Here is a 24848-nt window from a genome sequence, read left to right on the forward strand (position 1 = left end):
CTTCTTTGACAAATTTTCCGTTCACCGAAGCCATGCCAATCCAGTTTCAGGCGCCGTTGCCGAAGGCTTCGGAGGTTGTGGTCATCGGTGGTGGCGTCACCGGCGTGACCACGGCTTTGTTCCTGGCGCGGCGGAACATTTCGGTGACATTGCTGGAAAAGGGGCGCATCGCCGGCGAGCAATCGTCGCGGAACTGGGGCTGGATCCGGCAGCAGGGTCGCGATGCCGCTGAACTGCCGATCGTGATCGAAGCACAACGCCTCTGGCGTCAACTGGCCGAAGAGTGCGGCCAGGACATCGGGTTGAAGCAGACGGGCGTCACCTATCTGGCGCGAACGGACAAGGAGATGGCCGGCTTCGCGAAGTTCCTGAAGATCGCCGAGATGCATGGCGTCGACACGCGTCTCCTTGACCAAGGCGAGACAGCCAGGCTGATCCCGGCCATGTCGCGCTCTTTCAAGGGCGCGATGACCACGCCATCGGACATGCGCGCCGAGCCCTGGGTCGCGGTGCCAGCACTTGCCCGCCTGGCCGCCCGGCAGGGCGTCACGATCATCGAGAATTGTGCGGCGCGTACGCTCGACATATCGGCCGGACGCATCAGCGGCGTCTGGACCGAGCAGGGCCGTATCGCCACCTCGAACGCTGTCGTCGCCAGTGGTGCGTGGACGTCGCTCTTCCTGCGCGCCCACGGCGTCTCCATCCCGCAGCTCAGCGTCAGGGCGACCGTCGCCGCGACCGGAGACCCATGCCCGAAATCCATGCGGGTGCAGTCGCCGACGACCATATCGCATTCCGGCGCCGGCAGGATGGCGGTTACACGCTGGCATCGGGAGGCTCCAATCAGCTGTATGTCGGGCCTGACGCGTTTCGTCACGCGACCAAATTTGTTCCCGCCCTGATGGCCAATCCTTTTGGCACCCACTATTTGCCGGCGGCGCCGCGAGGGTTTCCGGACAGCTGGTCGACCCAACGCAGGTGGAACGCGGACGAGGAGAGCCCGTTCGAACGGATGCGCATCCTCAATCCCGCCGCCAAAGCCTCGGCGCTACGCGATATCGACCGCGAATTCACCGCACTTTTCCCGCAATTCAAGACAGTGCCGATCAAGGCGAGCTGGGCGGGCATGATTGATGCGATGCCGGATGTCGTGCCCATCGTTGATCGTGCCGTCGAGATTCCGGGCCTCGTTATCGCCACCGGGACGAGTGGTCACGGCTTCGGCATCGGACCCGGCATGGGCCGCGTCGTGTCCGACCTCGTCCAGGGCAACGAGACAGGGCATGATCTTCACAGGTTCCGCCAATCCCGGTTCAGCGACGGCAGCCCGATCGAGCTGGGACCCAGCCTCTAGCCCGTCTTATGCACGACGTTGCGTCTAGGTTGACGGATGTAGCCTAAGCGATTGATTTGGCGTAGGATTCGGTTGTCGAAGCCAACCCTGCCGCCGCCTCTCGCGAGCCACACCTGCCATGACATGACCGACGATACGTTGCTGCCGCTCTCATTTCCAGCCGTTGGACGCAAGAAGATCACAGCTGCGTTTGACGGCGGACGCATCACCTCGGATGGTGGCGTCATGCTTTTGGCAGCGGCCGAGCGACGCCTGCAACTGGCTGGCCGACAGGCTGGCCGCCGCTATTCACGATCCGCGCGATCCAGCGCGGGTGACGCACGCCATGGCCGACATTGTGCGCGCCCGCATCTTTGCGATCGCATGCGGCTACGAGGATGCCAACGATCTCGACCAGCTGCGCACCGACCCGGCCTTCAAGCTCGCCTGCGGGCGGCTGCCCGACAGCGGGATTGATCTGTGCTCGCAGCCGACCTGCTCGCGCCTGGAGAACCTGCCCGACCTGCGCACCGTCATCCGGCTCGGCTGGGTGCTGGTCGATCTGTGGCTGTCGAGCTATGCCGCGCCACCCAAAAGCGTCACGCTCGACATCGACGACACGGTGGATGTCGTTCGCGGCCATCAGCAGCTCTCGCTGTTCAACGCCCATTACGACGAGCGTTGCTTCCTGCCGATCCACATCTACGACGCCGCGACAGGACGCCCGGTCGCCATGATCCTGCGTCCTGGCAGGACCCCGGCGGGCAAGGAGATCCGCGGGCATCTCGCCGGCTTGTCCGGCGCATCCGCGCCCGCTGGCCGACCACCCGCATTCTGATCCGCGGCGATGGCCACTATGGCCGGGCGCAAGTCATGGCATGGTGCGAGGACAACGCGGTCGACTACCTTCGGATTGCCCGGCAACAAGGTTCTCCAGCGTCTCGTCGATTAAGCCGCCGACGATATCCGCACCCGCCGCGCGCTCGAGCAGAAGCCGGTGCTGCGCGGCTATGCCGAGACCCGATACAAGGCGAAATCCTGGAAGACGGAACGCCGCGCCTGCGCCCGCATCGAGGCAACCATCCTCGGCCTCGACATCCGCTTCGTCGTCACCAATCTCGACAAAGGCTCCGCCGAGCATGTCCACGATGTGATCTACTGCGCCCGCGGCCAGGCCGAAAACCTGATCAAGAGGCACAAGAGCCAGCTCGCCTCCGACCGCACCAGCTGCCGCTCACCGATTGCGATCGTGTCGCAGCTTGCCGTTGGTCTGCCCCCGGTGATCGATCTGACGGCTTTCCGGGCTGATAGGTTCTGATTGTTCTGGGCTGCCGCAGCCAGGTCTTGCCGCTCTTGCATGAGGGAAACGACATGACCGCAAACACCAGCACGGAGTTCGTGGAGCCGATCGATCCGCAAAGCGTCTACGCTGTGTTGATCTGCGATCTGGTCGGACTGCGCTTCGGACCCGACGGCAAGCCAGATCCGAGTGAAGTGCGCGCCCATATCGAAGCCAAGGGGCGGTCGCTTCCACGCCGCTGCACTTGGCGACAAAGCAGGTCTTGAGCACGGCCGAGTGCACTTCCTCAGCCGGACCTCAGCCCCCGGGATGAGCTGATCGATGCCGCCGGCGACGGGCGCTATGACGCCGTCATCGCGGCTGCGACCTTTCTGCCCGCCGAAACCGTCTTTCCGCTGGCCGGCGTATGGATTGGTGTCGGCACCGGCAATTTGGGATCACGCTCGTGGGGTGGTGGCAGCGGCGAGGGCGGCACGGCAGTCCTGATGAATACGCCCGGCCTCAACAGCCGAGCCACGGCGCAGATGGTGATGAACGCGATCCTCAAAGTGCTGCCGGATCTCCTGGTCGACAGGCTTCATGAGCGGGTGGCGCGTGGCGCTTTCGACACCGGAGGGAGCTGCGTGTTTTCCCGACCGAAAAGCTCGAAGGCAAGACGATCACGATCATCGGCTACGGCAATATATGCGCGTCGTGATCCACGCACGTCCTCGGCACTGGATAGAAGCCGAGGGCTTTGTCTTTGCGCCTGCCCTCGTCGACGCGGCTGATGGTGCCGATGTGCTGAGCGTCCATGTCGGCCTGGGCAAGCAGGACGCGCAAACCGGCCGCTATGCCAATGCCGGGCTCATCGCCGCGGACGTCCTATCCCGCATGAACAAGGGCGCGGTGCTGGTCAATTAAGATCGCGGCGAGCTTGTCGACGTTGCTGCACTGGCGACGCCCTGAATACGGGGCAGGTGCGCCACGCCGCCATCGATGCCGACCTGTTCAGGGATGCCTCGACCGGCCATCTTTCCGGCCCGACGCTGCCTTACCTCGACCTCGTCGAAGGCATGGCGCCAGGCTTGAACTTCTGCCGCACGCAGCGGCCGATACGGGCCATCCTTCGCGCTTCGCCGGCGCCAAGCAGGCCGTCGACCAGCTGTTCGATGTCATCTGCCGCAAATCAGCGACGAATGCGAAAGGCATCGTGCCACCAGGCTATCTCCCATGGGGCGACGACCCCCTCCATCGTCGGGCGGTTTTGAGGACAGGGCAGATGTCGAGTAGAGCTTGACGGCCCAGAAGATTAAGAGGTCACCCTGACGGGGAGGAATTTGAAGTGACCCGCGGGGAATTGCCAGCACTGAACGGCCTCAGCTTCGCGCGTACGCTGACACCGATGTATTCGTCACACACTATTGCGCGTCCAACATGATTTAAGTAAAGATCGATCGCGAATGAGGAATAATATCACTCTCAGGCACTTGCGTGCGTTCGTCGCGATCGCGGAGCGGGGCGGGTATACCGCTGCAGCCCAGTTTCTGAACATCTCGCAGTCGGCTTTAAGCCGAACAATTGTGGAGATTGAGGAGGAACTGGACACCCGCCTATTCGAGCGCACCACAAGGCGGGTCGTTGTCACAGCATCCGGCGAACAGCTTTTGATGAACGCGCGCCGTGTCCTTGAGGAATTCGACAGCGCGATGTCACGGTTCCAGCTTTACCATAGCGGACTGAATGGGGTCGTGAGCCTGGCGGCACTATCGTCGGTCGCGTCCACCATACTGCCAACGGTCATTTCCGAATTCCGGAAAGCCAGGCCCAACGTTAGAATCTCGGTAAAGGACGGTTTTGCGGAGGAGGTTGTTAATTACGTATCCAACGGACAAGTCGATTTTGGCATCACTTCCTTTCCAAAGGCGAAAGGACGGCTGGTCTGCGAACGGATCGTGGCGGATACACTGATCTGCATCTGCTCGAAATCTCACAGATTTGCGGACGTGGAAACAGTGTCCTGGAACGACTTGGCTGGGGAGGACTTCGTCGCTTTCGATCCCTTGAGCAGCATTCGCACTTGTGTCGATCGCGCTTTGCAAATTGCCGAAATTCAACTCGGAACCGTCACAGAGGTTCGTGACGTCGGCGCGGTTGCGGGCCTCGTATCCGCCGATCTAGGCGTATCCGCCGTGCCTAGCCTTGTCCTGCCCATGATGCAGTTTTGTGAATTTGCCGAAAAAGAGTTGGTGGATCCGGTAGTCGAACGCGAGATCTATCTTATCCACGATCCACAGACACCTATGCCTCCGGCTGCCGGAATTCTCATGGAAATGCTGCGGCAGGGAGCAAAGCAGGAATTCAGAATTCCGACCGGAGCCAGATGGATCAATAATCCGAAACCTGATCCGACGAAAAAGAAATAGGAAACTGGCGAAAGCGCACCCTCTATTGCAGATTTCGGAAGAGTCCGGCCTTGATCGCTGTCCGATGGATGGAGTGCTCGGGGTAGCACTTCCGAGGCTCGGTAACGTCTAAAAGGCCGTGGTAGATCAGTCAACAATCGTTGCTTCGGTTGCGCTGCGCAGCTCGCTGTCAGTGATGCCGTCGGCAAGTTCAACGAGCTCCGCCTTCGACGACGTCGAGCACGCCAAGGTTGGTGATGATCCGATCGACCACGCCTTGGCCCGTCAGCGGCAGCGTGCAGGCCTTTAGCACCTTCGACTCCCCTGCCTTGTTGGTATGGTCCATGACGACCACCACCCGCTTTACGCCGGCCACCAGATCCATTGCGCCACCCATGCCCTTGACCAGCTTGTCGGGGATCATCCAGTTGGCGAGGTCACCGCTCTCCGAAACTTCCATCGCGCCGAGGATAGCCATGGCGATTTTCCCGCCGCGGATCATTGCGAAGCTTTGCGACGAGTCGGAGAAGGCCGAATGCGGCAGTGCCGTCACCGTCTGTTTGCCGGCATTGATGAGGTCGGCGTGTTGACTTCTGAAGAAGCAAGGTCTGCTGCCAGAGCGTATGATCATGGACAAATTGCGCTCCTACGGAGCGGCGAAACGCATGCCATCTGGATATACCTCCTCCTCTTGAACCCCTCACACGGAAGCTCCGCAAACGCTCGGTCCAGCGCTTGGACATAGCGCCCTGCCGATGGGGAGGACACCGGCAGGGCGCGCCGCGCGTGGGTCTCGGTCGCGTGACGACGGACCACGGCGACAGGCTGTTGCTTTGCGTACCGAAAGGTCACCAACCGGATGGTAGATAAGACGGGCTCCATGCCATTAATCCCCGGAGAGCTATCTCTGATCTTTCCGGAATGCATTATCGCGTCCAATCCGCGGGTGAGGCTCGTTCTCACGATTGGAATCAATGACGCGTACTACAGCACTGCGTCCAACATTATTTGGGCATAGATTGATCGAAAAAGGACACTAATAAACCTGGCTGGTCAGGTATCTGCGTGCTGGTTGCAATTCTGGGGCGAGGCGACACAGGGCCGCGGCCCGGTCTTTGAACATCACTCATCGGCTGGTGGCACGAAGGCGATCACATCGCCGGATTTTCGTTCATGACCCCCTTCATGGAAGGATGAGAACCCAAACTGCTTTACCCCCGGCACCAAGCTCGCGACCGACATTTCGATATTGTATTTGTCGGCGTCACGGTCCGGATCTTTGCGCGCGACCTGCCGTCGACCATCAATTCAAGGCTGGACACGACGGTCATGCAAACCAGCAGTGCACCTTGGCCCCCGCGATCCGCGCCAGCAACGAATGTCCGGAGTGCCTACCGATTATTGCGCTGGCACGATCAATCTATGTTCAAAAAATGTTAGACGCGCAATATTTTTTGGCGACACTGTGAGGATCAGCCGCAAAGAGAATATCCATGAACGAAGTTGTTACGAAGCAAGAAAATCAAGCGTTTCACATTATCTTCAACCGGCCAGAGCGCATGAATGCCGTCAACGAAGACCTTTATCAACAAACGTTGGATGCGCTGAAGTCTGCAGATGAAAACCCAAATATACGCTGTGTGGTCCTTTCCGGAAACGGTCGGGCATTCTGTGCGGGTGCCGATCTAAAGGCCCACAGATCTGGCTTCCGGACGCGCGATCAGCGCGAGGCCTATATCATGCTCGGGCAGCGCGTTTGCGAACAGATCCAGACGATGAAGACGCCCGTTATCGCCCAAGTGCATGGTTATGCCGTCGGGGGCGGAGCGGAAATCGCGACCTCTGCTGATTTTCTGATCATATCCGAGGATGCCCAGCTCGGGTTTCCGGAAGTTGCCATCGGCACTTATGTGGGGGGAGGCGTAACGGTCCGGCTCCCTAGGCTTATTGGGTTAAGAAATGCGGCAAGTCTCTTGCTGCTGGGCGACAGGGTAACCGGCGCGAAATGCTTGGAGATCGGTCTGGCAACCGAGGCTCCGCCAGCGGATCAGTTGGCGGAGCGTACCAGCGCGCTGGTGGAGCGACTCGTAAAGAACGCGCCGTTACCGATGGGCCGCCTTAAGGAGGCGATCAATTTCCCGAAGAGCCCCGAAAGCCTATTCCATGCCGAGGCCGAAGACGTGCTGGCGATCATGGAAACGAAGGATTGGGCTGAGGGAGTCGCAGCTTTTGCCGAACGCCGCTCCCCCAAGTTTGAAGGAAAATAAGAATGGACGCCCTTAACAAGGCAACAGCGGTAAGCCGCATACTTGAGCCGCGTTCCGTCGCGGTCGTTGGCGCATCTGCAAGTCCCTCCAAGCGCGGATATCAGATCATCAACGCGCTGCAGAAGGCCGGCTACAGCTATTCAATCCTTCCGGTCAACCCGAAGGGAGGGACGATCCTCGGTTTGCCCGTAGTCACCGAAATTGATGCCCTTCCGGAGGGCGTTGACATTGCAGTGATAGTTCGGCCCGCTGAGGAGGTGCCAGATCTTCTTCTCCAGTGCGGCAAAAAGGGCATCGCGGGTGCCATTGTTGTCGCACACGGCTTTGGCGAGCGGGGAGACCAAGCGGCAAGCACAGAAAAGAGATTGCGTGACGTCCTAGCAGAAAGCGGGGTCCGCATTATTGGGCCGAACACGTCCGGCATGGTGAACTGTACCATACAGGCGGACCTAATCGGCCTGCCGGAACTGCCCCCAAAGGGACCCATTAGCGTCTTAACGCAAAGCGGCAACATGATTTTGACGGTACTCGAAGACAGCCGCGCGATAAACGGTCCCGGCTTCGATGTCATTGCTGGTTTAGGGAACCAGGCTGATGTTGGATATGACGAACTGATCGAAGAGCTTTGTCTACGCAAGAGCACTCATTCAATTGCGATCTACAATGAAGGTTTCATTGATGGGCGGCGTTTTCTGAATTCGGCCGCACGCGTCGCGCAGAGTTGCCCGATCGTAATGCTCCGAGGAGTGCGATCCCACGAAGGTGGAAAGGCGGCGCTTTCTCATACTGGTTCTATTGCTGGTGCCGACGATATCGCTTTGAGAGTGCTGCCGCAGATGGGTGTTACGCTGGTGGATCGTTCGGACGAATTGCTTCCGATAGCTGCGCTTCTGGCAACCACTCCCCTTCCCAGACCAGGGGTTGGGATTGTGGTTCTGGCTGACGGAGGTGGACATGCCACGCTGGCAGTTGATGCTCTATCCCGCGCGGGGGTACCCCTTGTATCTCTTTCTGGGGAAACCAAAGCGAAGTTGAGAAAGGTGCTCGGGGAGGAAGCCAGTGTCGAAAATCCGATCGACGTTTACAGCGCCATAGATGCCCATCCGGATGTCTTTCCGGAATGCATTGAGATCTTGGCGGCAGACCCAGAGGTAGGGCTCATCCTGACATCCGGGATGTTTGGAGCGTACCACTTAAGGTTCGAAGCTTCTCTCGTGACTGCTGAGAATTCGGCCGCCGAGCGTATCGTTGCATTGCAAAAAGCCTCCGGCCTTCCTCTCGTTTTCCATAGTTGCTACGCCAGCCGAATGCCTGAAAACCACCAGATCTTGCGAAATGGTGGCATGCAAGTTTTTGCCTCGTTAGATTTGGCCGTCGTAGGTTCGAGAGCACTTTTTGAGAGAGCGAGCTGGCTTTCAAAGCACGTTTGTCACAACGCAACATTGGCAACCGAGGGGCAGCGCGTGGTCGTGCCCAACGGCTTGTCGGCAGAGACGACGGCTCGCGAGATATTGCAGAAATTGGGTGTGAACGCTGGTCAATGGTCGGCTGCTGTCGATGCCGAATCCGTAGAGGCGGCAGTTTCCGCGTTCGCAACCTCTTGTGCGGTGAAGGTTGACTCGGCGGCGGTCAGCCATAAGTCCGACGTAGGCGGGGTGCGTCTCGGAGTGACGAGAGAGGCGGCGCAGGCTGCAGCCGCCGATATCACAAAGGCCGTGAAATCACACGCCGGTCCGGGAACAACCTTCGGGTTCATCGTCACGCCGATGGTGGATCGCGGCACGGAATTATTTGTGGGCGCTACCAACGATCCTGTTTTCGGTCCGGTGATCTTGTTCGGCTCAGGGGGCGTGCTGGTCGAGGCGGCCGAAGACGTCACTTTCCGCGCGGCACCGGTCTCTCCCGAAGAAGCCTTGAATATGATTGAGGAAACGCGCGTTGCGAAGATCCTCGACGGTTTCAGGCTCTTTCCGAGAGTCGACAAGCGATCTCTCGCCAATTTCATCTCGTCCTTGTCTATGGCGGTCTTGAGAATGGAAAATCTTGCTGAGCTCGACATCAACCCGATTATCGCGAACGAAAGCGGTATCTATCCGGTCGATGTGAGGTTGGTCGGAAAATAATAGCCGCCGTGCACGCAGGCGATCCTTTGGTTGTCGATGCTCAAATCGCTTATTTTCAGCTAAAGGCCTAGCCGATGGGCGAATTCGTTCGCATTTTCGAGATGTCGGCACGCGACGGGCTCCAAAACGAGGGGAGCCTCGTGCCGGCTGCTGAAAAGATTCGACTTATTGACATGCTATCGGACTGCGGCTTGCAGAAGATCGAGGCAACCTCCTTCGTGTCGCCGAGGTGGGTGCCGCAGATGGCCGATGCGGCCGAGGTTATGGCCGGTATTCGCCGTGCGCCCGGCATCGTCTACGCGGTGCTGGTCCCCAACTTGAAGGGCTACGAGGCGGCGCGGGCGGCCAACACTGACGAGATCGCCGTGTTCGCGTCGGCCTCCGAAACCTTCAGCCATAAGAACATTAACTGCTCGCTTGCCGAGAGCCTCGAGCGGTTCCGCCCCGTGCTCGCTGCGGCTTCCGCCGACGGCACTCCGGTGCGGGGCTATGTCTCCTGCGTAACCGATTGTCCTTACGAAGGGCCGGTATCACCGGCTGCCGCCATGAGGGTTGCGGCCGAACTCCTTGCGATGGGCTGCTATGAGATTTCGCTGGGCGACACGATCGGCCAAGGGACGCCCGCAACCATCTCGGCCATGCTCGATGCCGTGTTGGAAGAGGTGCCCGCCGGGAGGCTTGCTGGACATTACCATGATACGGGGGGCCGCGCCCTCGATAACATCCTGGTAAGCCTGGAGAAGGGCCTGTGCACCTTCGACGCCGCGGTCGGTGGACTTGGTGGCTGCCCTTTCGCCCCTGGTGCGAAGGGCAATGTGAACACCCTCGCCGTCGCCGCAATGCTAGCCGACAAGGGCTATGAGACGGGTCTCCATATTGAGCGACTGGCGGCGGCGGCCCGCTTCGCGGACAGTCTGAGAGAGGAGCGGCCATGAACTTCGAGACCATCCGTGTCACGACTCACGAGATCGGCGTCTCTACGTTAACCCTCGCCCGCCCGGACAAGCACAACGCCATGTCGGGACAGATGATCGCCGAACTTGCGGCCGCCGCCGAACTACTCGCCAATGACGACAAGGTGCGAGCGGTGGTGCTGACGGGCGAGGGGGACAGCTTCTGTGCCGGTGCCGATCTCGCCTGGATGCGGGCGCAGGCCTCCGCCGCGCGTGACGAGCGAGTCGCCGAGGCCAGGAAGCTGGCGCTGGCTCTGCGCGCGCTCAACGAACTACCCAAGCCGCTGATCGGCCGCATCAACGGCCAAGCATTCGGCGGCGGTCTAGGCCTGATGAGCGTCTGCGACGTCGCGGTCGCCGTCGATACGGCGAGGTTCGGCTTCACCGAGGTGAGTCTGGGCCTCATCCCCGCGACGATCTCTCCCTATGTTCTGGCTCGGATGGGTGAGGGCCGGGCGCGGCGGGTCTTCATGTCAGCCAGGATATTCGACGCCAATGAAGCCCGCGAACTCGGACTGCTTTCCAACGCCGTGTCGCCGGCGGACCTAGAGGCGGCGGTCGAGGCCGAGGTCCGCCCCTATCGCTCGGCCTCGCCGCAGGCCGTCGCCGCCGCTAAGGCGCTTGCGCGCCAACTCGGGCCCGCCATCGACCACGCGGTGATCGGCGAGACGGTCGCTATGCTGGCCGATGCGTGGGAATCGACCGACGCCGCCGAAGGAATCGCAGCCTTCTTTGATCGCCGCAAGCCGCGTTGGCAGGCGTGAGGCTGGCTGGGAGCCGTTCGTCGCGTGAACAGGCAGGAGCGATGAATGAAAGATTATTTCTCGCACGTCCCGTCGGGCCGCGACATTGGTAACCCTGCCCGGTCGCTCGATGTCTCCGACATGGAAGAAGACGATTTGCAACACCGTTTCGCCACGCACATAGGCCTCCGGTGGTCCGCCGACGAAGAAGCTGACATTGGCGAAATCGACCCCCATGTTGGAAGATTGCTCATGGCGCTTCAAGTGAATCCACGCCAATTGCTGCGGCCAGGCGGGCGATCTCGATCGTGTTGTGGTGGCGCAGGATGACTTCTCACGATTGCATGATGCGGGGGCGGCGATGATTTCATTTCGCCCCAAGAAGACTCTCTGATTGCACTATTGCGTTGGGAAGATGCTGCAGCTTCTCGGAGATGGCCGTTCGAACAGTCCAGCGCAGCTGCGGTTCGCGACGACCGGTGCGAAGATCATGCAAGCGCCGTGGCATTCTGTAAAGACGGTGCGCCTGGCCACTGCCTGCAAAACCGGCAGCAGTTATGCGGCCGGCTTATGGCGGAGTCTCCAGGTCAGGGTGGCGCGCAGCAGACGGATGGAGGGATTGAGTCAGGACAATGACGAAGAACATGCCGCTTCTCTTCGAGACATTTCTGGAAAAGCTGTCGGAGAGTGTCGATGAAACAGATTTCCGGGATGCCATGGCTGGGGCGGCCGCAGCACTTGATCTACTCACCTTTGCCTATCTGTCGTTGCCATTGCAATCTTGTGGCGAGCCCAAGCTGATCTCGAATTATCCGCCTCCCTGGACCGCGCACTATCTGCAAAACCAGTATCAGAAAGTCGATCCCGTCATCATGCGTGCGCGGTGTGGCGGCTGCCCGTTTCCATGGGGATCGGATTTGCGTGGCGTTGAGATGTCGCCGGCTCAACAGAAGCTATTTGATGAGGCGGCCCAGTTCAGCATCCGCTGCGGTTTGACGATCCCGATTATCGATCGTAGAGGCTGTGTTGCAGCGATGACCTTTGCCGCTGATAAGCCCAATTCCGCGTTCCTGCGCGTTGCTGAGCGATACGAACAGGCGCTCCAACTCATGGCGACATGTTTTCACATTTATGCTCGTCGAAAGCTGTCAGGCAATCGAACAGTGGACGGGGTTTCGTTAACACCTCGTGAATATGAATGCCTTCAATGGGCCGCGCGCGGCAAGTCCGCCTGGGCTGTCGGCTGCATCTTGGGCATCAAGCCGCGCACCGTCGATTTCCACCTCGACAATGCGAAGAAGAAGCTCGGCGTGCACACCAAGGATCAGGCCATAGCCCTGCTAGCCTCCTCACGATCTTCAATTCTCTGAGAAACTGAATTCGTCTTTGGTCGTCCTGAGCATGAGCACAGGCTGTTTCGGCTGGCCATTCGCCTCCAATGCAGGGTCATTCCTTCGTAGACGGCATCATGATGCAACTTATTGCGTCTGATTGGTACGGTGACTTTGGCAACGAATTACATGCAATGACCTCTGCGATACCGCGTTTTCAAGGAGCGGCTCACGGATGTACGGACGAATGTCGAGCGGGCCGACTATGCTTCGCAATACCGTTCCGGTGCTGTTGGAAGGAAAGACGGCGCCCAAGGAACCGAGCGTCTGGGAAAGCACCCGCCGTGCGCTCGATGTTACCTCATCCCCCCTCGAAGGGAGCGGGTGCGTTCTGTTGGTAATTACGCGCTCTTCGCAGCTATGATCGAGTTCGGCCTGTCGCGCTGTGCCAGCCGAATTGTCACCCATCTGTGCATGGAGCGCATCCTTCGCCGCGCCGGCCGGCCGCGCGCGGATCGGAGGACCCACACGATCGGGAAAACGCGCGGCGTGGCCGGATATCTCAACGGCTCCAACGAGACGGTGGATGCCGTTCGGCTAAACGACGGTTTTCATGAGCCTGCGCTGTGGGCGCAGGTGGCCAGCAGGGCCGCGAGATGTCGGGTCGTTGCGTGATCCTGGCGGGCCCGGGTCATGAGCTGGGCAGAAGGCAGCGCCGCCGACCGGCCGGAGCGGTGAGATAAGATGACCACACCATCATCGCGTCGCGCGTCGACCTGGCGCGTTGGGGCGCTTCTGTCTCGCGGACTCTCTCAGGCGTGATGTGGCCGTAGTCTGGTGTCCACGCCCCCGACCGACATGTCCAAATTCCCGGGTTCGAGTACGAGTGTTACTCAATCCGTGCGTCGCCATATGGACGCGATCTGCCCTCCTGGCAGTTGAGCCAATCGCCTGTGGGCCTTTGAGTGTATCATCAGTTTTAGCTACGCCCGGACGACTGCCAGCCCCCCGTGTCCACCGCAAGCGCGTGGCCGTCGCCTCTGCCTCGTCCTCCAGGCGCTCGACGGTTCGCTTGCCGGGGGTGGAACGGGAAATGCCGAAGCCCTGATCGGCGAGCCACGGGTTCAGGCCGGCCGGTGAGATCCTGCCGATCATCTGCGTGGAGGCGTTCGCCGCGCCATCCAGGACGGCACGCGCTCATAGAAGCGAGTACAGGGATTTCCTTGGTTGAAAGGCAAATTGAGCGCACAGCGTGATTGTTCAGCCGGGGAACAATTTCTTGTAGCCAGTTGTGACCATCCAGTTCGCACGGTCGAGATGATTACGAAGAGTCTTCCTGGCGCGCTCCGGTTCGCGTGCTGGATCGATGCCGAGGATCAGGTGGGCCATCTCTTCTTCGCTCGCACCGTCGGCGGAGGCGTCAAGGAGCCGCATATAAGTCGTGAAATGCGCTTTATCGTAAGCCGTGAGGTTGTCCGACCAGTGCACTTCGTCGGCAATTGGCGTGTTCGATTTAGGCTGTAACATCGCTGGTTATATCTCCGGAAAATGGCCTCCGCGAAGCTCCTCCGCCAGCGGATCTAGGCGCTCGATGTGGATTACATATTATAGTTGATAAACTCAAGCTGCCTAATCCGCTGGCTATCGTGCATGGATATGCGCAGGTTGGTCGGACGTAATGTGCAGAGGATCAGGCTAAGGAAGCGTCTGACGCAGGAGCAGCTTGCCGAGATTTCTGGGTTCAGCCAGCAGTACATCAGCGGCTTGGAGAAAGGCCGAAGAAATCCGACAATCATCACGATCTATGAACTGGCATTGGCCCTCGGCGTCAGCCACACGGATCTGGTTAGGCCCGACAAACAGGCGTGACCCACCCGACTTCCAAGTAATTGCTACGGGCCCGCGCGCCTGACGGCGCGCGCCGGCTGCTCATTGTCCGCGCCCGGTCGTCTTCGGCAGGCTTCAGCGATCTTGCCCGTTCGGCTTCGCGCCCTGGCGCGGGGCAGCCTGTCGGCGGCTAGCTCTTATGACCGTGGTCAAGAATGATGGATGAACTTTTTCGCCCTATGCCTTTTGCCACAGGTTTGCCCTTCGTTGATGGGGCAGCACGGAGACGGGATGGGCCTTGAGACGACGGTTGATCCAGCTCTTATCCGCGGGTTGGTTACCGCACTTCCGTAATCCGTCCTGGGCTATCCCTGTCTAATATCGGGCGTTGGGCTGATGCCCAGCCACATAGTTAGCACGGGAGTTCCCCACCGTGGCTACATCCCGTCGCCGTGCTGCCCGGTTTTTTGCCGGAAGATCCGGGCGCGGGCAGAGCCCCTCAATCCGGCGGCGCCCGCGCCAAGGGGACGCTTGCCGGGATCCTGATCTTCGGTGAAGAAGCGCGCTGCATTTCAACGCTGGCCGGCAACCGGCGGGCGCGTCGCGTCCTGGTGGAGGGCGCCTGGAGCTATCGCTATCCGGCCAGGGTGACGGAGACCATTCGGGTCCGGCTCGAGGGCCTGCCGAAGGCCGTGCGCGAGATCGCCTGGAGGGCGCAGACCCGGCTTTGCGCGATCTGGTGGCCGATGGCCCACAGGAACGCCGCCATCTCGCGCGCGACCGCCGCAAATCACGATGGGTTTCTTCTTGCCGGCAGCCGTCATGCGCCGGTAGCGGGCCGTCAGGCCGCCACGCTTTACTGTGTCGCCGGTCGAGCGCTCCGAGGGCACCAGGCCGAGAAAGGCCATCAACTGCCGCGGATTGTCGAAGCGGCGGACATCGCCGACTTCGCTGACAAAGGTGACGGCGACGATGAAGGACACACCACGCAGCGCCTGATAGGCCACCACCACCGGCGCCATCGACCAGCTCGGCACCAGCTCAGCCAACTGCGCATCCAGCCGCTCCAGCCGGTCCTGCGCATCGGTGATCACGTCGACCTGGTCCTGGAATACGATCTGCTGGGCCGGATGGTCGAACTTTTGCGCCGCCAGCCAGCGGGCATGGGCCCGGGTCCAGTTCTTGCAACCGGTAAAGACCCGGCCATGGCGCAGCAGGAACGAAAGCAGCATCTGGCGCTTCTTGCGCAGATCCTCGCTCGCCGCGGACCGCACCCGCACCATGTCGCGCACCGCTTCATGCACCGCATCTGGAACCCAGATTCCCTTCAGTTCGCCCGCCCGCAGCAGCCGCGCCAGACTGACCGCATCGCGCCGGTTCGTCTTGACGCGCTCGCCCGGGCGCTTGGGGATCAGCGACGGCGCAACGACATCGCAGCGCTGACCGAGCTCGACGATCTGCCGGTAAAGCCCGTAGCCGGTCGGGCCGGCTTCGTAGCAGAAATGCAGGCGGGGATGCTTTTTCTCCAGCTTGCGCACGAAGCGCTCGACCGCCGCCGGCCTCGCCTCGATCTCGCCGAAATACCGGACCTCCCCATGCCGTCCGCCCTCGGCAACCGCAATTGCGTGCTTGGCTTTCGACACATCGACACCGACGTAAAAAACGTTATCTTGCTCCATGGCCCGTCCTTTCTTCGCTTGGGGCTCGGCTCGGCACTCCCGAGCAACCCCCGTTTGCTTAACAGCTGCAAAGACTAAGGGCGGGCCGCCGCTCAGACCACGGTCATAACGTCTAAGCAAGTACCTGGCCGGGTGCAGGCGAGGACGCCGACTCCTAACGGCTTTTTCAAGTATCCCCGACAATCGGCTGCTATGCGCTGGGTGGTTATCGCATAAAGTTGATCAGAAACGTTCCTCCGATTCGGACACGTCCCCGCCCAAGGGTTATACCCCACCCCTCCAGTGTTCCGGGTCGACTCCGCCGGTGCAGAGTCGGCGTGGAAAGGGCGCCCGAGGCGCCCTTCATTTCAGATCGGCTGTCAGCAGCCCGCCTTCGCGTTGCGCATCAGAAGCGGTAGGTGACACCTGCGCCTATCAACCAGGGATCGAGCTCCGCCTTTCCCGTCAGCTTCGCGCCGTCGACCGTGACGTCGAAGTCTGGCTTGAGGAAAAGCTTCTTCACGTCGAAGTTGACGCCCCAGTGCTGATCCACCATGTAGTCGAATCCGACCTGCAGCGCGGTGCCGAACGTATTCTTAACCTTGAGAGCATCGGCACTGCCGGCACCCTGGTTATAGAAGATCGTGTAGTTCACGCCGGCACCGACATAGGGCTTGAACGCGCCGAAATCGGTAAAATGATACTGCAATGTGAGCGTAGGCGGCAGCAGCCAAACCTTGCCGATATTGCCCAGCCCGCCGATCGTACCTTGGCCCCCGATGTTTGCATAGGTGGTGCCGAGTATGAGCTCGGCGGCGATGTTGTCCGTGAAGAAATAGGAGATATCGAGTTCCGGCGTCACGGTGTTCGAATACGAAAGATCGGAGCCGGGCACTGCATTGACGTAGCCCGAATCCTCAGTGACGACCCCCAACGCACGCAGGCGGAGCTGCCAAGGGCTTGGCGCTTCCGTGACCGAGGCTCCCGCCTGCGGGACGCTCGCCGCTTGCGCAAGGTCCGCCGCGACGGCCTGCTGTCCCATCACAATAAGGACAACGGCCGCTGTTACTCCCCGCGCCGCGCGCATTTGGTTTCTCGCCATGATATTCTCTCCTTGCTCTTCAGAAATGTGGACTGAATTACGAAAAATCTTGCTCGAATTGCTTGATATTGGCGGAGCGCTCATGCCCAGTTTGCTTCGCGGCTGCGACCGCAGGTTCGGCGCGCATGATCATGGGATGATTTCTCCTCTTTCCGTGCCGCAGCGCGTTTTGCGGTCTGCGCTGCAGGTGTCGTGCCAAATGAGAAAATCATTTCATAACAATGCGATCACCCTGATGGCGCTTTGTCTCATGTCCGACCATCGTCGAAGGTCCGACAACGAACGCAGCCGTGACCGCCTGATAGAACCTCCTGTGCGAGCTCGGTGGGCACTGCGGAATAAGCAGTGAAACTCACCGCGAAACTGGCCGAGCTTCGGACCGACATCGGCGACGGGGCGATCGAGGACCACTACGTCGCCGGTGTCGGGCGCGGCACAGCCTGAGGACTCCGCGGCGGCGATCATCGAATGACGCGTTTACGATGGCTCCATCCTGGGCCACCGGTCGGCGCGCAAAAGACTGCTTTGCGGTCTCATCCCTCCGCCTGGATTGAGTCGCAGGACCGAATGCCGCACATGCTTTTGGAACCGGCAGAGTGGTCATGACGCAATTGTCTTCCGGCTATCTTTACAGAGATTCGATAATCCAGTTGGTGAAGGTCCCAGATCGCACAATCATTGATGCGCTCAGGTCTGGGCATGCGGCCATCCGCAACCATCTCATCAAGAGCATCGATCCGACACCAACATAGAGAATTGCTTTCCCATGAGAGAGGCCTCGCGGCGGACATGAGATTGCGTCACTGTTCATGATCGCGGCCTCCGAGGATGTCGGGATCGAGCCAGTGCAACGGCACTATGGGGCGAAGGATCTGGCAGCTCTTGCAACTGTCGACCTCGATGGGAGAAGGCATATCGCGATCTGTCCGGCAGAGACCAGGTTCTGCACTGTCGGTGCATGAAGACTTCGTGCTGGTCTCCATGAGAGAAGTATTCTGGTGCAGAAGGTGCCCGACTAGCTATTCGGAAAAGACGACAGGGACGTGCAAATCGGGCGNAGAGAAGTATTCTGGTGCAGAAGGTGCCCGACTAGCTATTCGGAAAAGACGACAGGGACGTGCAAATCGGGCGTCGCCGTGAGGCGTTCCCCTCAATGTCGGATTTCCGACAGGATCGCAAATCCGCCAACCTATTGTTGAATAAAAACTTTCCTTCTCTGGCACGGCCCATGCATGGGACTCTGCGAACGCATCAGCGAAACGTCGTCCATGATCATGCGCACCGAAAATGCCGTCGCCGCAGAAAAACCGCGCTCTCGCCTGCCATCAAGCCGCCGAAAGGCCGGCGCGTCATGGTTGAGGCGGGCGATTGCGCCGGCCTCAAACACCTTATGGGCCTGGAAAGCGTCTCGCATGATGGCGACACGGGCATTCAGGCGGGCGGAAAGGACATACGTCGTTGCCCCACGTCGCCGGCCTGACCCGTCGATTGTCACAGCGCTGGAATGCTCGGGTCTACATTCGACCCGAGCGCGCAGGACAAATTCTCCAAACCCGGTCGGGACCGGGGCTCGAACGTCCGCGAGGGGGCCCAAGGCTATGGCCGATATTCGCCACGAACAAGCCGCCCAGTGGGAAGACTCTATAGGAGGAAAGCAAGTGGAGTTATCTTGCGTTGGGGTCGGTGCTGGGCCGTCCAATTTGAGCCTTGCGTGTCAGATACACGAGCAAGTTGGGCAAGGGGCACTGTTCCTGGATCGGCACGTCGACTTCCGCTGGCATCCAGGCATCGCATTCGATTCCTCGGAGCTCCAGGTCAGCCACTTCAAGGATCTGGTCACGCTGGTGAATCCGCGATCAGCGTACACATTCGTAAACTTCCTGCACGAGAACGGGCGTTTGTACCACTTCCTGAACGCACAGTTCGAGGCTGTGTTCAGAGCTGAGTTTGAGCAGTACCTGAACTGGGCCTTCCACAGGAACCCACTTGTCCATGGCGGCGAGACCGTGCACGAAATCCGCTTTGACGGCGCGTTTCGGGTGCGGACCGATAACGCGGTTCTCGGCGCCAGAAACGTCGTGGTTGGCATTGGCAAGCAGGCGCAAATTCCGCCTCAATTTCAGGGCTGGATTGGACGCAACCTGTTCCACTCATCTGTTTTACTGCACATCCACCCTGAGGTGCGGAGAAAGCATGTCTGCGTGGTCGGCGGAGGCCAGTCGGGAGCCGAGGTGATGTTGCATCTTGTCGGCCTGCCGAAAGAACGGCGGCCTGCCTCAATCACTTGGGCCTCGCAGCGCGAAAACTATCTGCCTCTGGACAACAGCCCGTTCACAAACGAGTTGTTCATGCCCTGCTTTTCGGATCGTTTCGCGGCGATGAGCGAGTCGCAGCGTAAGCTGCTCCTGCGACGTTTCGTGCTTGCCTCGGACGGCATTTCGGAAAGCACGTTGCGCGCGATTTATCAGGCGCTGTACCGCCACGCATTTTTCGAGCCAAACCGATCCGACATCACACTGCGGCCGGGCTGCACCGTCTCGCACTGCATCAACGCCGGCGCGGGTCACAGGCTGACCCTGCAGCACGGCATGCTCGAGGTCGAAGAAGTCACGGCTGACATCGTCATCCTGGCCACCGGTTACGAGAACGCGGTGCCAGACTTCTTGGAACCCATCGCGCACCGGCTGGAGCAGATCGACAATGAATTAGCTATTCGCGAGGATTTTTCGGTGAGCTGGGACGGACCGCGTGACAGACGTATCTTCGTACAAAACGCGAGCCTCGGGCAGCGCGGCCTGGCCGATCCGAACCTAAGCCTGCTGGCCTGGCGCGCGCGCCGCATCCTCGATAGCCTTCTTGGGCGCGAGCCATACGCGAACCCCGAGCATGCTGGCTTCATCAGCCATACCTCGATCAAGCGCTGGCCCGCCCCCGCAGCCGAAGAAATGGGCAGCGGGATATGACTCGTACACTTTTGATCATCGGCGGTGGTATCCGAGGAATGATGTCCGCCTCCGCTGCGGCGAAGGACGGAGGCTTCTCCGAAATCATCGTGACCGAAAAAGCCCTTGGACCAAGCGGCGCATCGCCTTATTCTGGGGGTGTGCATTTCCCCTACGGTCGTCAAGACCGTACTAGGTCGCTCACTCGGAAGAGAGCCGTGGCCATGGCGGCCATGGCTGGGTCGGCGGTCAGCGGATGGTGCTGGCCTTTAGCGATGCGTGTCGTGGTTGAACCGGGTGAAGCGACTGATCCGGCTCAGTTTACGGAACCCCTGGACCCGGCTGAGCCTGGCATAGGCAGTCTCGCGCCGAGCTTCTGCGGACAATATCCGCCGGAGCGGAACGCACTTAGCATCGCCTCCCTCATCACGTCAGTCCGTCTCGGACCCGCAACTTGATCAGCGCCCGACCGCCCTAATTGGCATGTCCAACCAAACCTTTCCAACAGGAGGCTTTTCGCATGTTGACTGATGCACAAAGAGAAAAGTGGCAGAAGGACGGATACGTCAGGCTCGAAAGGTTCTTCGCTCCAGCGGCTCAGGAAGATATCTCTACCTTTGTCGAAGATATGTCACGCTGGGATGTCAGCGATGATAAATGGCTCATGTGGTTCGAGAAGACGACGGACAATCGAAAGATCACCTCCAAGATGGAGAATTTTCTCGACTTCCATGATCCANACATAGGCAGTCTCGCGCCGAGCTTCTGCGGACAATATCCGCCGGAGTGGAACGCACTTAGCATCGCCTCCCTCATCACGTGAGTCCGTCTCCGTGGACCCGCAACTTGATCAGCGCCCGACTGCCCTAATTGGCATGTCCAACCAAACCTTTCGAACAGGAGGCTTTTCGCATGTTGACTGATGCACAAAGAGAAAAGTGGCAGAAGGACGGATACGTCAGGCTCGAAAGGTTCTTCGATCCAGCGGCTCAGGAAGATATCTCTACCTTTGTCGAAGATATGTCACGCTGGGCCGTCAGCGATGATAAATGGCTCATGTGGTTCGAGAAGACGACGGACAATCGAAAGATCACCTCCAAGATGGAGAATTTTCTCGACTTCCATGATCCACTACGTCGTTTGCTCTTAGAAGATCAGCGCATAAAGTCAGCGGTCGAGGAGTTGCTTGGCGAAGATACGCGCAGGCTCAAGGAGCTGCTGATTTTCCACTACCCCGATAGCGGCGGCTATCTCCCGCATCAGGACATTTATCACATTCCACACAAACTCCCGGACCGGATGGTCCATGCGGTGGTCGCCATAGGCATCGACGACTCCGACGAGGAAAACGGCGGGCTTTTCTTCAGCCCCGGCAACCACAAGAACGGGGTGTTTCCCATGGATGCCGGTGGGGTGATCGACCCTCAAGTTGCCGAAAAGTTCTCCTGGGAACCCGTAGTATGGAAGTCTGGCGACATCTTCATCTTCGACGATTACGCACCGCACTACTCACGACCGAACAAAAGCAATCGTTCTCGGCGGACACTCTACTTGGTGTTCCAGCGTGCTTCAACCGGCGGGCCGACCCGCGCTGAATATAACGTGCTTAAGCGCGCCCTTAACCCGCCCGAGGGCAAAGTGGCCGATCTCGACAATCTCAAGCCCCCAAATGGCATCTTCTATCGCGATTGAGCTCTCGCAGCCAGGCGGAGGCATGCACACGAAGCTGATCGACCGCTCAAAAATGCGCGGACGGTATGGACGTCTGATTTGCGGGCTCGCGGAGCATCGACCGCAGCCCGTTACGACGTTTGGCACGCGGATTGCGGAGGTGGTCGCAGGCGGTCTTCTGTGCGCCTACAGCCCGACTAGTGCCCCCCTTGGTTGCCCGCTTGCCGGTCCAGAGCTGCACTATCCTGGCCGGGCCGCCAACGGGTCGGGCTGCCGTTTCTCTCCACGAATTGCACGGGAGGCTGTTGCCTTGGCAGCCGAAGGTCCCACTGCTTCAACAGCTTAGGTTGGTTGTCATGCGCAAATACACGTTTTCTCGAACGGAACTGTCGCGGGCGTTTGGTATCGACACGGCCACGCTTGGAACGGGCAGCACTCGCACGGGGTTTTCATTCGGAAAGGTTGGACCCGGCGTCACATCCGAGCCCCATCGGCACGACGAAATCGAGGCGTTCGTGATCCTGTCAGGATCGGGCAATGTCACCACCGACCGGGGGGAAATCTCGGTNACATCCGAGCCCCATCGGCACGACGAAATCGAGGCGTTCGTGATCCTGTCAGGATCGGGCAATGTCACCACCGACTGGGGGGAAATCTCGGTTGAGGCGGGCGATGTCGTTCTGTTCCACCCTTTTGAAGCGCATGTGCTGCGCAATGACGGAAACAAAGACCTGGATTTGGTCGCTGTCTACTGGCGAGACGGCGAGGCCGCCCTTGATGCCGCTGCGAAGACCACGGCTCCACGCGGCCCAATCTTCGTCTTCTCCACGCCGCCAACGCCAAATGGCGATCTGCATCTGGGGCATCTTTCTGGCCCCTATTTCGGAGCTGATGTCTATACTCGTTTCCTGCGCATGAAAGGAGTGGAGGCCTATCACCTGACCGGAAGCGACGATTACCAGAGCTACGTCGCGACACGCGCCGATGCCGATCAATCGACGCCTGCAAACGTGGCGCGCTACTACGCCGACGAGATTTGCGCCACGCTTGCACTTCTCGATTGCGACGTCCACAGCTTCCAAGCCACAATGGACGATGACGGTTACGGCGAGTTTCAAGCCGCGTGTTTCCGCAGTCTTCTGAGCAGCACGGCGGTAGATCTGCGCCAGAGCCCTGCGCTTTTCGATGCTGTGACAGGCCACTATCTTTACGAACCGGATGTTAGCGGCCTCTGCCCCGATTGCGGCGGCTCCGCCGGTGGCAACATCTGCGAGGAATGCGGCGCACCAAACCTTTGCCACGACTTGGGTGCAGCCCGGTCACGGCAGTCTGCCGAGGCGCCGCTGGTCGGCTCCGTCCGCCGCCCGGAACTTGCCATGGACCGATGCTACGACAATATCGACCGGCATCTAAGGGCGTCTGGGGTCCCGCTACGGATCTTGGATCTCTTCGCGCGCCTACGCCAACGCGGCAACTTTTCAGTGCCCATTACCCACCCCTCGGACTGGGGCCTGCCGGCCGAGGGGTTCCCGGGGCAAGTGATCTGGGTCTGGCCGGAGATGGCCTTCGGTTTTCTTTACAACATCCAGGCGCTCGGCCGCTCGATGGGTCGCGACTGGAAGGCGGAGATGCCCGGCAACGACTGGCAGATTGTCCATTTCTTCGGCTTCGACAATTCGTTCTACCACGCGCTACTATACCCCGCTCTTTACGCCGAGGTCTTCTCCCACTGGAAGCCACGCATCCGCTATCACGTCAACGAGTTCTACCTGCTCGACGGCAAGAAGTTCTCAACCAGCTGCCGCCATGCGGTCTGGGGCAAGGAGGTTCTGAGCCCAAAGACAGTCGACGTCGTGCGCCTTCATTTGGGCCTGACACGCCCGGAAGGTGAGCGGACGGATTTCACGCTGGACGCGCTGCGCCGCACCGAGAACGAGGTGTTCCAAAGCATCTGGCTGAACTGGCTTGAGGCGTTGAACCAGGAAATCAAGCAGGATTTTGCCGGCCGTGTACCCGATGCAGGCGACTGGAGCCCGGTCGACCGCGCCTTCTTTGCTCGCATAGAGATCTATCGCGCTGCCATGGAGCGCGCCTATTCGGACGAAGGCTTCTCGGTTCGACGCGCGGCCACTCAGGTCTGCGAATTCGTGCGCGATTGCGTGATCTATCGCGGGGCGCGAGACTTTGCGGCGGCGCGACGTTTCTATCCTGCCCGCAATCGGACTTCGCTAGCCCTTCAGACGACGGCCGCTGCGATCCTGGCACCGACACTCGCTCCGCTGATGCCCCGCTTCGCCAAAACGCTGGCGCGAGGCATCGATGGCGCCTCAACCGAAACATGGCCCCGGTCCGTCCAGCGCCTTGCGCCCGGGACGCGCTTTGATCTCGGACCCGTGTTGGTGTTCTACGCCAAATCCGGCAATCCTCACCTCGATGACGAGGAAACACTATGAGCCCAAAGGTGCACCAGTGAGCTGTCCCCATCTCGACCAGATCTGCGCGGCAATCAAAGCCGACGATGCCAAATATCTTGACTCGCTGTCACTGGCGAGGGAAGCCGCTCTGAACGGCAGAGACTAGCTAGCTGACCTGAACCAACGCGTCGTCAAACAACCCTGGCCCGCCCCTTCAAGGACCGCTCGGCCGATCGCTTCCCAGCCCTTGCTGTTCGTGCCGAACCAACCTCTTCGGCATCCGGATTTCCGTCCTCCAGCCGGTCAAGGCTGTCATTCGGTTCGACCCGCTTGGTCAACCTGGCGCGCCCTGGACCGTGCGCCGATCACCAATGTGGATGCGAATGCCGCGTGATGGTACCTTCGATTCGGTCCGAGCGTGTACCGGCGCGGCAGTCAGCCGAAGAACAGCTGAGCTACTGATATCGGAATGGAGCAGGTCCAAATTCTGCCCCTGAAGCCGGATATTGCTCAATCAGCGTTGACGATGGCTTGGTGCACAAGCTTCCAACCAGATCCGCGCAACGACAGCCCGTCGCCTGAGGATAGTCGGCGAGGGCCGCCAAATCGCAAGCGTATCCTCCGTCGCATGCGCACCGTCTTCGCCGAAAATGCAGACGCTTGTCTCGTCGAGAGATACATCCAGCTATTTTAGGGGGCTCCTCAGGATTGCGTGTTTGCTCGGGTGCGGACCGCCCCTCAGTTCCCAATCGAGGAGCGATTCTACAATTCACATGTTTGGAGATCGCTCGCTAGGTAAC

The 24848-nt window shown here is 60.0% G+C and carries 17 protein-coding genes and 6 pseudogenes; 19 read left to right on the forward strand and 4 right to left on the reverse strand.

Translation table 11 applies throughout. The features are described from left to right. Positions 1-5: 5 nt before the first annotated feature. The 5 genes and pseudogenes from X742_RS01000000170725 (at position 6) to X742_RS143125 (ending at position 5038) form a co-directional block, all read left to right on the forward strand. Complete coding sequence (locus X742_RS01000000170725; RefSeq protein WP_348524190.1) at positions 6-902, forward strand: FAD-dependent oxidoreductase; 897 nt, start codon at positions 6-8, stop codon at positions 900-902. Next, complete coding sequence (locus X742_RS1000000176795; protein WP_348524191.1) at positions 902-1354, forward strand: FAD-binding oxidoreductase; 453 nt, start codon at positions 902-904, stop codon at positions 1352-1354. Before X742_RS01000000170725 ends, X742_RS1000000176795 begins: the two co-directional genes overlap by 1 nt. Before the next feature lie 123 nt (positions 1355-1477). Continuing rightward, positions 1478-2579, forward strand: a pseudogene (locus X742_RS01000000170730) (IS1380 family transposase); the annotation flags it as partial. Positions 2580-2743: 164 nt separating this feature from the next. Beyond that, a pseudogene (locus X742_RS01000000170735) lies at positions 2744-3843 on the forward strand (NAD(P)-dependent oxidoreductase); the annotation flags it as partial. 232 nt (positions 3844-4075) lie between these two features. Then, entirely contained in the window at positions 4076-5038 is a 963-nt protein-coding gene (locus X742_RS143125; protein ID WP_023774888.1) for a LysR family transcriptional regulator, read from the forward strand. A gap of 126 nt (positions 5039-5164) precedes the next feature. On the opposite strand, the pseudogene X742_RS01000000170740 reads toward X742_RS143125, so the two are convergent. Then, positions 5165-5600 (reverse strand): annotated as a pseudogene (locus X742_RS01000000170740) (CoA-transferase); the annotation flags it as partial. Positions 5601-5607: 7 nt separating this feature from the next. Between X742_RS01000000170740 and X742_RS1000000176115 the strand changes: the two are divergent. The 8 genes and pseudogenes from X742_RS1000000176115 to X742_RS1000000176120 form a co-directional block, all read left to right on the forward strand. Continuing rightward, a pseudogene (locus X742_RS1000000176115) lies at positions 5608-5691 on the forward strand (IS6 family transposase); the annotation flags it as partial. 819 nt (positions 5692-6510) lie between these two features. Beyond that, entirely contained in the window at positions 6511-7284 is a 774-nt protein-coding gene (locus tag X742_RS143120; protein ID WP_031248535.1) for an enoyl-CoA hydratase/isomerase family protein, read from the forward strand. Between the two features lie 2 nt (positions 7285-7286). Further along, complete coding sequence (locus tag X742_RS143115) at positions 7287-9407, forward strand: acetate--CoA ligase (RefSeq protein ID WP_023774891.1); 2121 nt, start codon at positions 7287-7289, stop codon at positions 9405-9407. Between the two features lie 74 nt (positions 9408-9481). Continuing rightward, positions 9482-10342 (forward strand): hydroxymethylglutaryl-CoA lyase, encoded by an 861-nt coding sequence (locus X742_RS143110; protein ID WP_023774892.1) that lies wholly within the window; start codon positions 9482-9484, stop codon positions 10340-10342. Beyond that, the gene (locus X742_RS143105; protein WP_023774893.1) at positions 10339-11124 is read left to right on the forward strand and encodes a crotonase/enoyl-CoA hydratase family protein; all 786 of its coding nucleotides are present in this window, start codon (positions 10339-10341) and stop codon (positions 11122-11124) included. The genes X742_RS143110 and X742_RS143105 overlap by 4 nt, the downstream gene beginning before the upstream one ends. Before the next feature lie 45 nt (positions 11125-11169). After that, entirely contained in the window at positions 11170-11433 is a 264-nt protein-coding gene (locus X742_RS1000000175010) for a hypothetical protein (RefSeq protein WP_198019257.1), read from the forward strand. Positions 11434-11735: 302 nt separating this feature from the next. Next, positions 11736-12473, forward strand: coding sequence for an autoinducer binding domain-containing protein (locus tag X742_RS143100; RefSeq protein WP_032925043.1), 738 nt, complete (start codon positions 11736-11738; stop codon positions 12471-12473). A gap of 381 nt (positions 12474-12854) precedes the next feature. Further along, complete coding sequence (locus tag X742_RS1000000176120) at positions 12855-13109, forward strand: hypothetical protein (protein ID WP_051407757.1); 255 nt, start codon at positions 12855-12857, stop codon at positions 13107-13109. Positions 13110-13694: 585 nt separating this feature from the next. Here the strand turns inward: X742_RS1000000176120 and X742_RS143095 are convergent. After that, positions 13695-13961 carry a DUF2285 domain-containing protein gene (locus X742_RS143095; RefSeq protein WP_023774895.1) on the reverse strand — a complete coding sequence of 89 codons (267 nt, stop codon included), beginning with the start codon at positions 13959-13961 and terminating at the stop codon, positions 13695-13697. A gap of 123 nt (positions 13962-14084) precedes the next feature. Between X742_RS143095 and X742_RS143090 the strand changes: the two genes are divergently transcribed. Together X742_RS143090 and X742_RS1000000176125 are read left to right on the forward strand one after the other, a co-directional pair. After that, positions 14085-14303, forward strand: coding sequence for a helix-turn-helix transcriptional regulator (locus X742_RS143090; RefSeq protein WP_023730016.1), 219 nt, complete (start codon positions 14085-14087; stop codon positions 14301-14303). 542 nt (positions 14304-14845) lie between these two features. Further along, positions 14846-14992 (forward strand): annotated as a pseudogene (locus tag X742_RS1000000176125) (IS110 family transposase); the annotation flags it as partial. 14 nt (positions 14993-15006) lie between these two features. On the opposite strand, the pseudogene X742_RS01000000170755 reads toward X742_RS1000000176125, so the two are convergent. Both X742_RS01000000170755 and X742_RS143085 read right to left on the reverse strand, forming a co-directional pair. After that, positions 15007-15940, reverse strand: a pseudogene (locus tag X742_RS01000000170755) (IS110 family transposase); the annotation flags it as partial. 385 nt (positions 15941-16325) lie between these two features. After that, the gene (locus X742_RS143085) at positions 16326-17006 is read right to left on the reverse strand and encodes an OmpW family protein (RefSeq protein WP_031248537.1); all 681 of its coding nucleotides are present in this window, start codon (positions 17004-17006) and stop codon (positions 16326-16328) included. Positions 17007-18619: 1613 nt separating this feature from the next. Here X742_RS143085 and X742_RS143080 point away from each other — a divergent pair. The 4 genes from X742_RS143080 to X742_RS143065 all read left to right on the forward strand — a co-directional run bounded on the left by X742_RS143080 (position 18620) and on the right by X742_RS143065 (position 24087). After that, entirely contained in the window at positions 18620-19984 is a 1365-nt protein-coding gene (locus tag X742_RS143080) for a SidA/IucD/PvdA family monooxygenase (RefSeq protein ID WP_245275633.1), read from the forward strand. A gap of 499 nt (positions 19985-20483) precedes the next feature. After that, positions 20484-20786: a phytanoyl-CoA dioxygenase family protein gene (locus X742_RS143075; RefSeq protein WP_023774903.1), complete on the forward strand. Its 303-nt coding sequence runs from the start codon at positions 20484-20486 to the stop codon at positions 20784-20786. Between the two features lie 89 nt (positions 20787-20875). After that, the gene (locus X742_RS143070; protein ID WP_023774904.1) at positions 20876-21655 is read left to right on the forward strand and encodes a phytanoyl-CoA dioxygenase family protein; all 780 of its coding nucleotides are present in this window, start codon (positions 20876-20878) and stop codon (positions 21653-21655) included. Positions 21656-21990: 335 nt separating this feature from the next. After that, positions 21991-24087, forward strand: a complete 2097-nt coding sequence (locus tag X742_RS143065) for a class I tRNA ligase family protein (protein ID WP_023774905.1) — start codon at positions 21991-21993, stop codon at positions 24085-24087. Positions 24088-24848: the final 761 nt, after the last annotated feature.

The sequence above is a fragment of the Mesorhizobium sp. LNHC229A00 genome (assembly GCF_000502415.1).
Taxonomy (GTDB): Bacteria; Pseudomonadota; Alphaproteobacteria; order Rhizobiales; family Rhizobiaceae; genus Mesorhizobium.

Bases quoted from the DNA above. Each gene is read 5' to 3' on its own strand.
- X742_RS143090 (WP_023730016.1), top strand. From the start codon at position 14,085: ATGGATATGCGCAGGTTGGTCGGACGTAATGTGCAGAGGATCAGGCTA.
- X742_RS1000000175010 (WP_198019257.1), top strand. From the start codon at position 11,170: ATGAAAGATTATTTCTCGCACGTCCCGTCGGGCCGCGACATTGGTAAC.
- X742_RS143120 (WP_031248535.1), top strand. From the start codon at position 6,511: ATGAACGAAGTTGTTACGAAGCAAGAAAATCAAGCGTTTCACATTATC.
- X742_RS143095 (WP_023774895.1), bottom strand. From the start codon at position 13,961: ATGTTACAGCCTAAATCGAACACGCCAATTGCCGACGAAGTGCACTGG.
- X742_RS143100 (WP_032925043.1), top strand. From the start codon at position 11,736: ATGACGAAGAACATGCCGCTTCTCTTCGAGACATTTCTGGAAAAGCTG.
- X742_RS143105 (WP_023774893.1), top strand. From the start codon at position 10,339: ATGAACTTCGAGACCATCCGTGTCACGACTCACGAGATCGGCGTCTCT.
- X742_RS143125 (WP_023774888.1), top strand. From the start codon at position 4,076: ATGAGGAATAATATCACTCTCAGGCACTTGCGTGCGTTCGTCGCGATC.
- X742_RS143070 (WP_023774904.1), top strand. From the start codon at position 20,876: ATGTTGACTGATGCACAAAGAGAAAAGTGGCAGAAGGACGGATACGTC.
- X742_RS143115 (WP_023774891.1), top strand. From the start codon at position 7,287: ATGGACGCCCTTAACAAGGCAACAGCGGTAAGCCGCATACTTGAGCCG.
- X742_RS143110 (WP_023774892.1), top strand. From the start codon at position 9,482: ATGGGCGAATTCGTTCGCATTTTCGAGATGTCGGCACGCGACGGGCTC.
- X742_RS1000000176120 (WP_051407757.1), top strand. From the start codon at position 12,855: ATGATCGAGTTCGGCCTGTCGCGCTGTGCCAGCCGAATTGTCACCCAT.
- X742_RS1000000176795 (WP_348524191.1), top strand. From the start codon at position 902: ATGGCCAATCCTTTTGGCACCCACTATTTGCCGGCGGCGCCGCGAGGG.
- X742_RS143085 (WP_031248537.1), bottom strand. From the start codon at position 17,006: ATGCGCGCGGCGCGGGGAGTAACAGCGGCCGTTGTCCTTATTGTGATG.
- X742_RS143080 (WP_245275633.1), top strand. From the start codon at position 18,620: ATGGCCGATATTCGCCACGAACAAGCCGCCCAGTGGGAAGACTCTATA.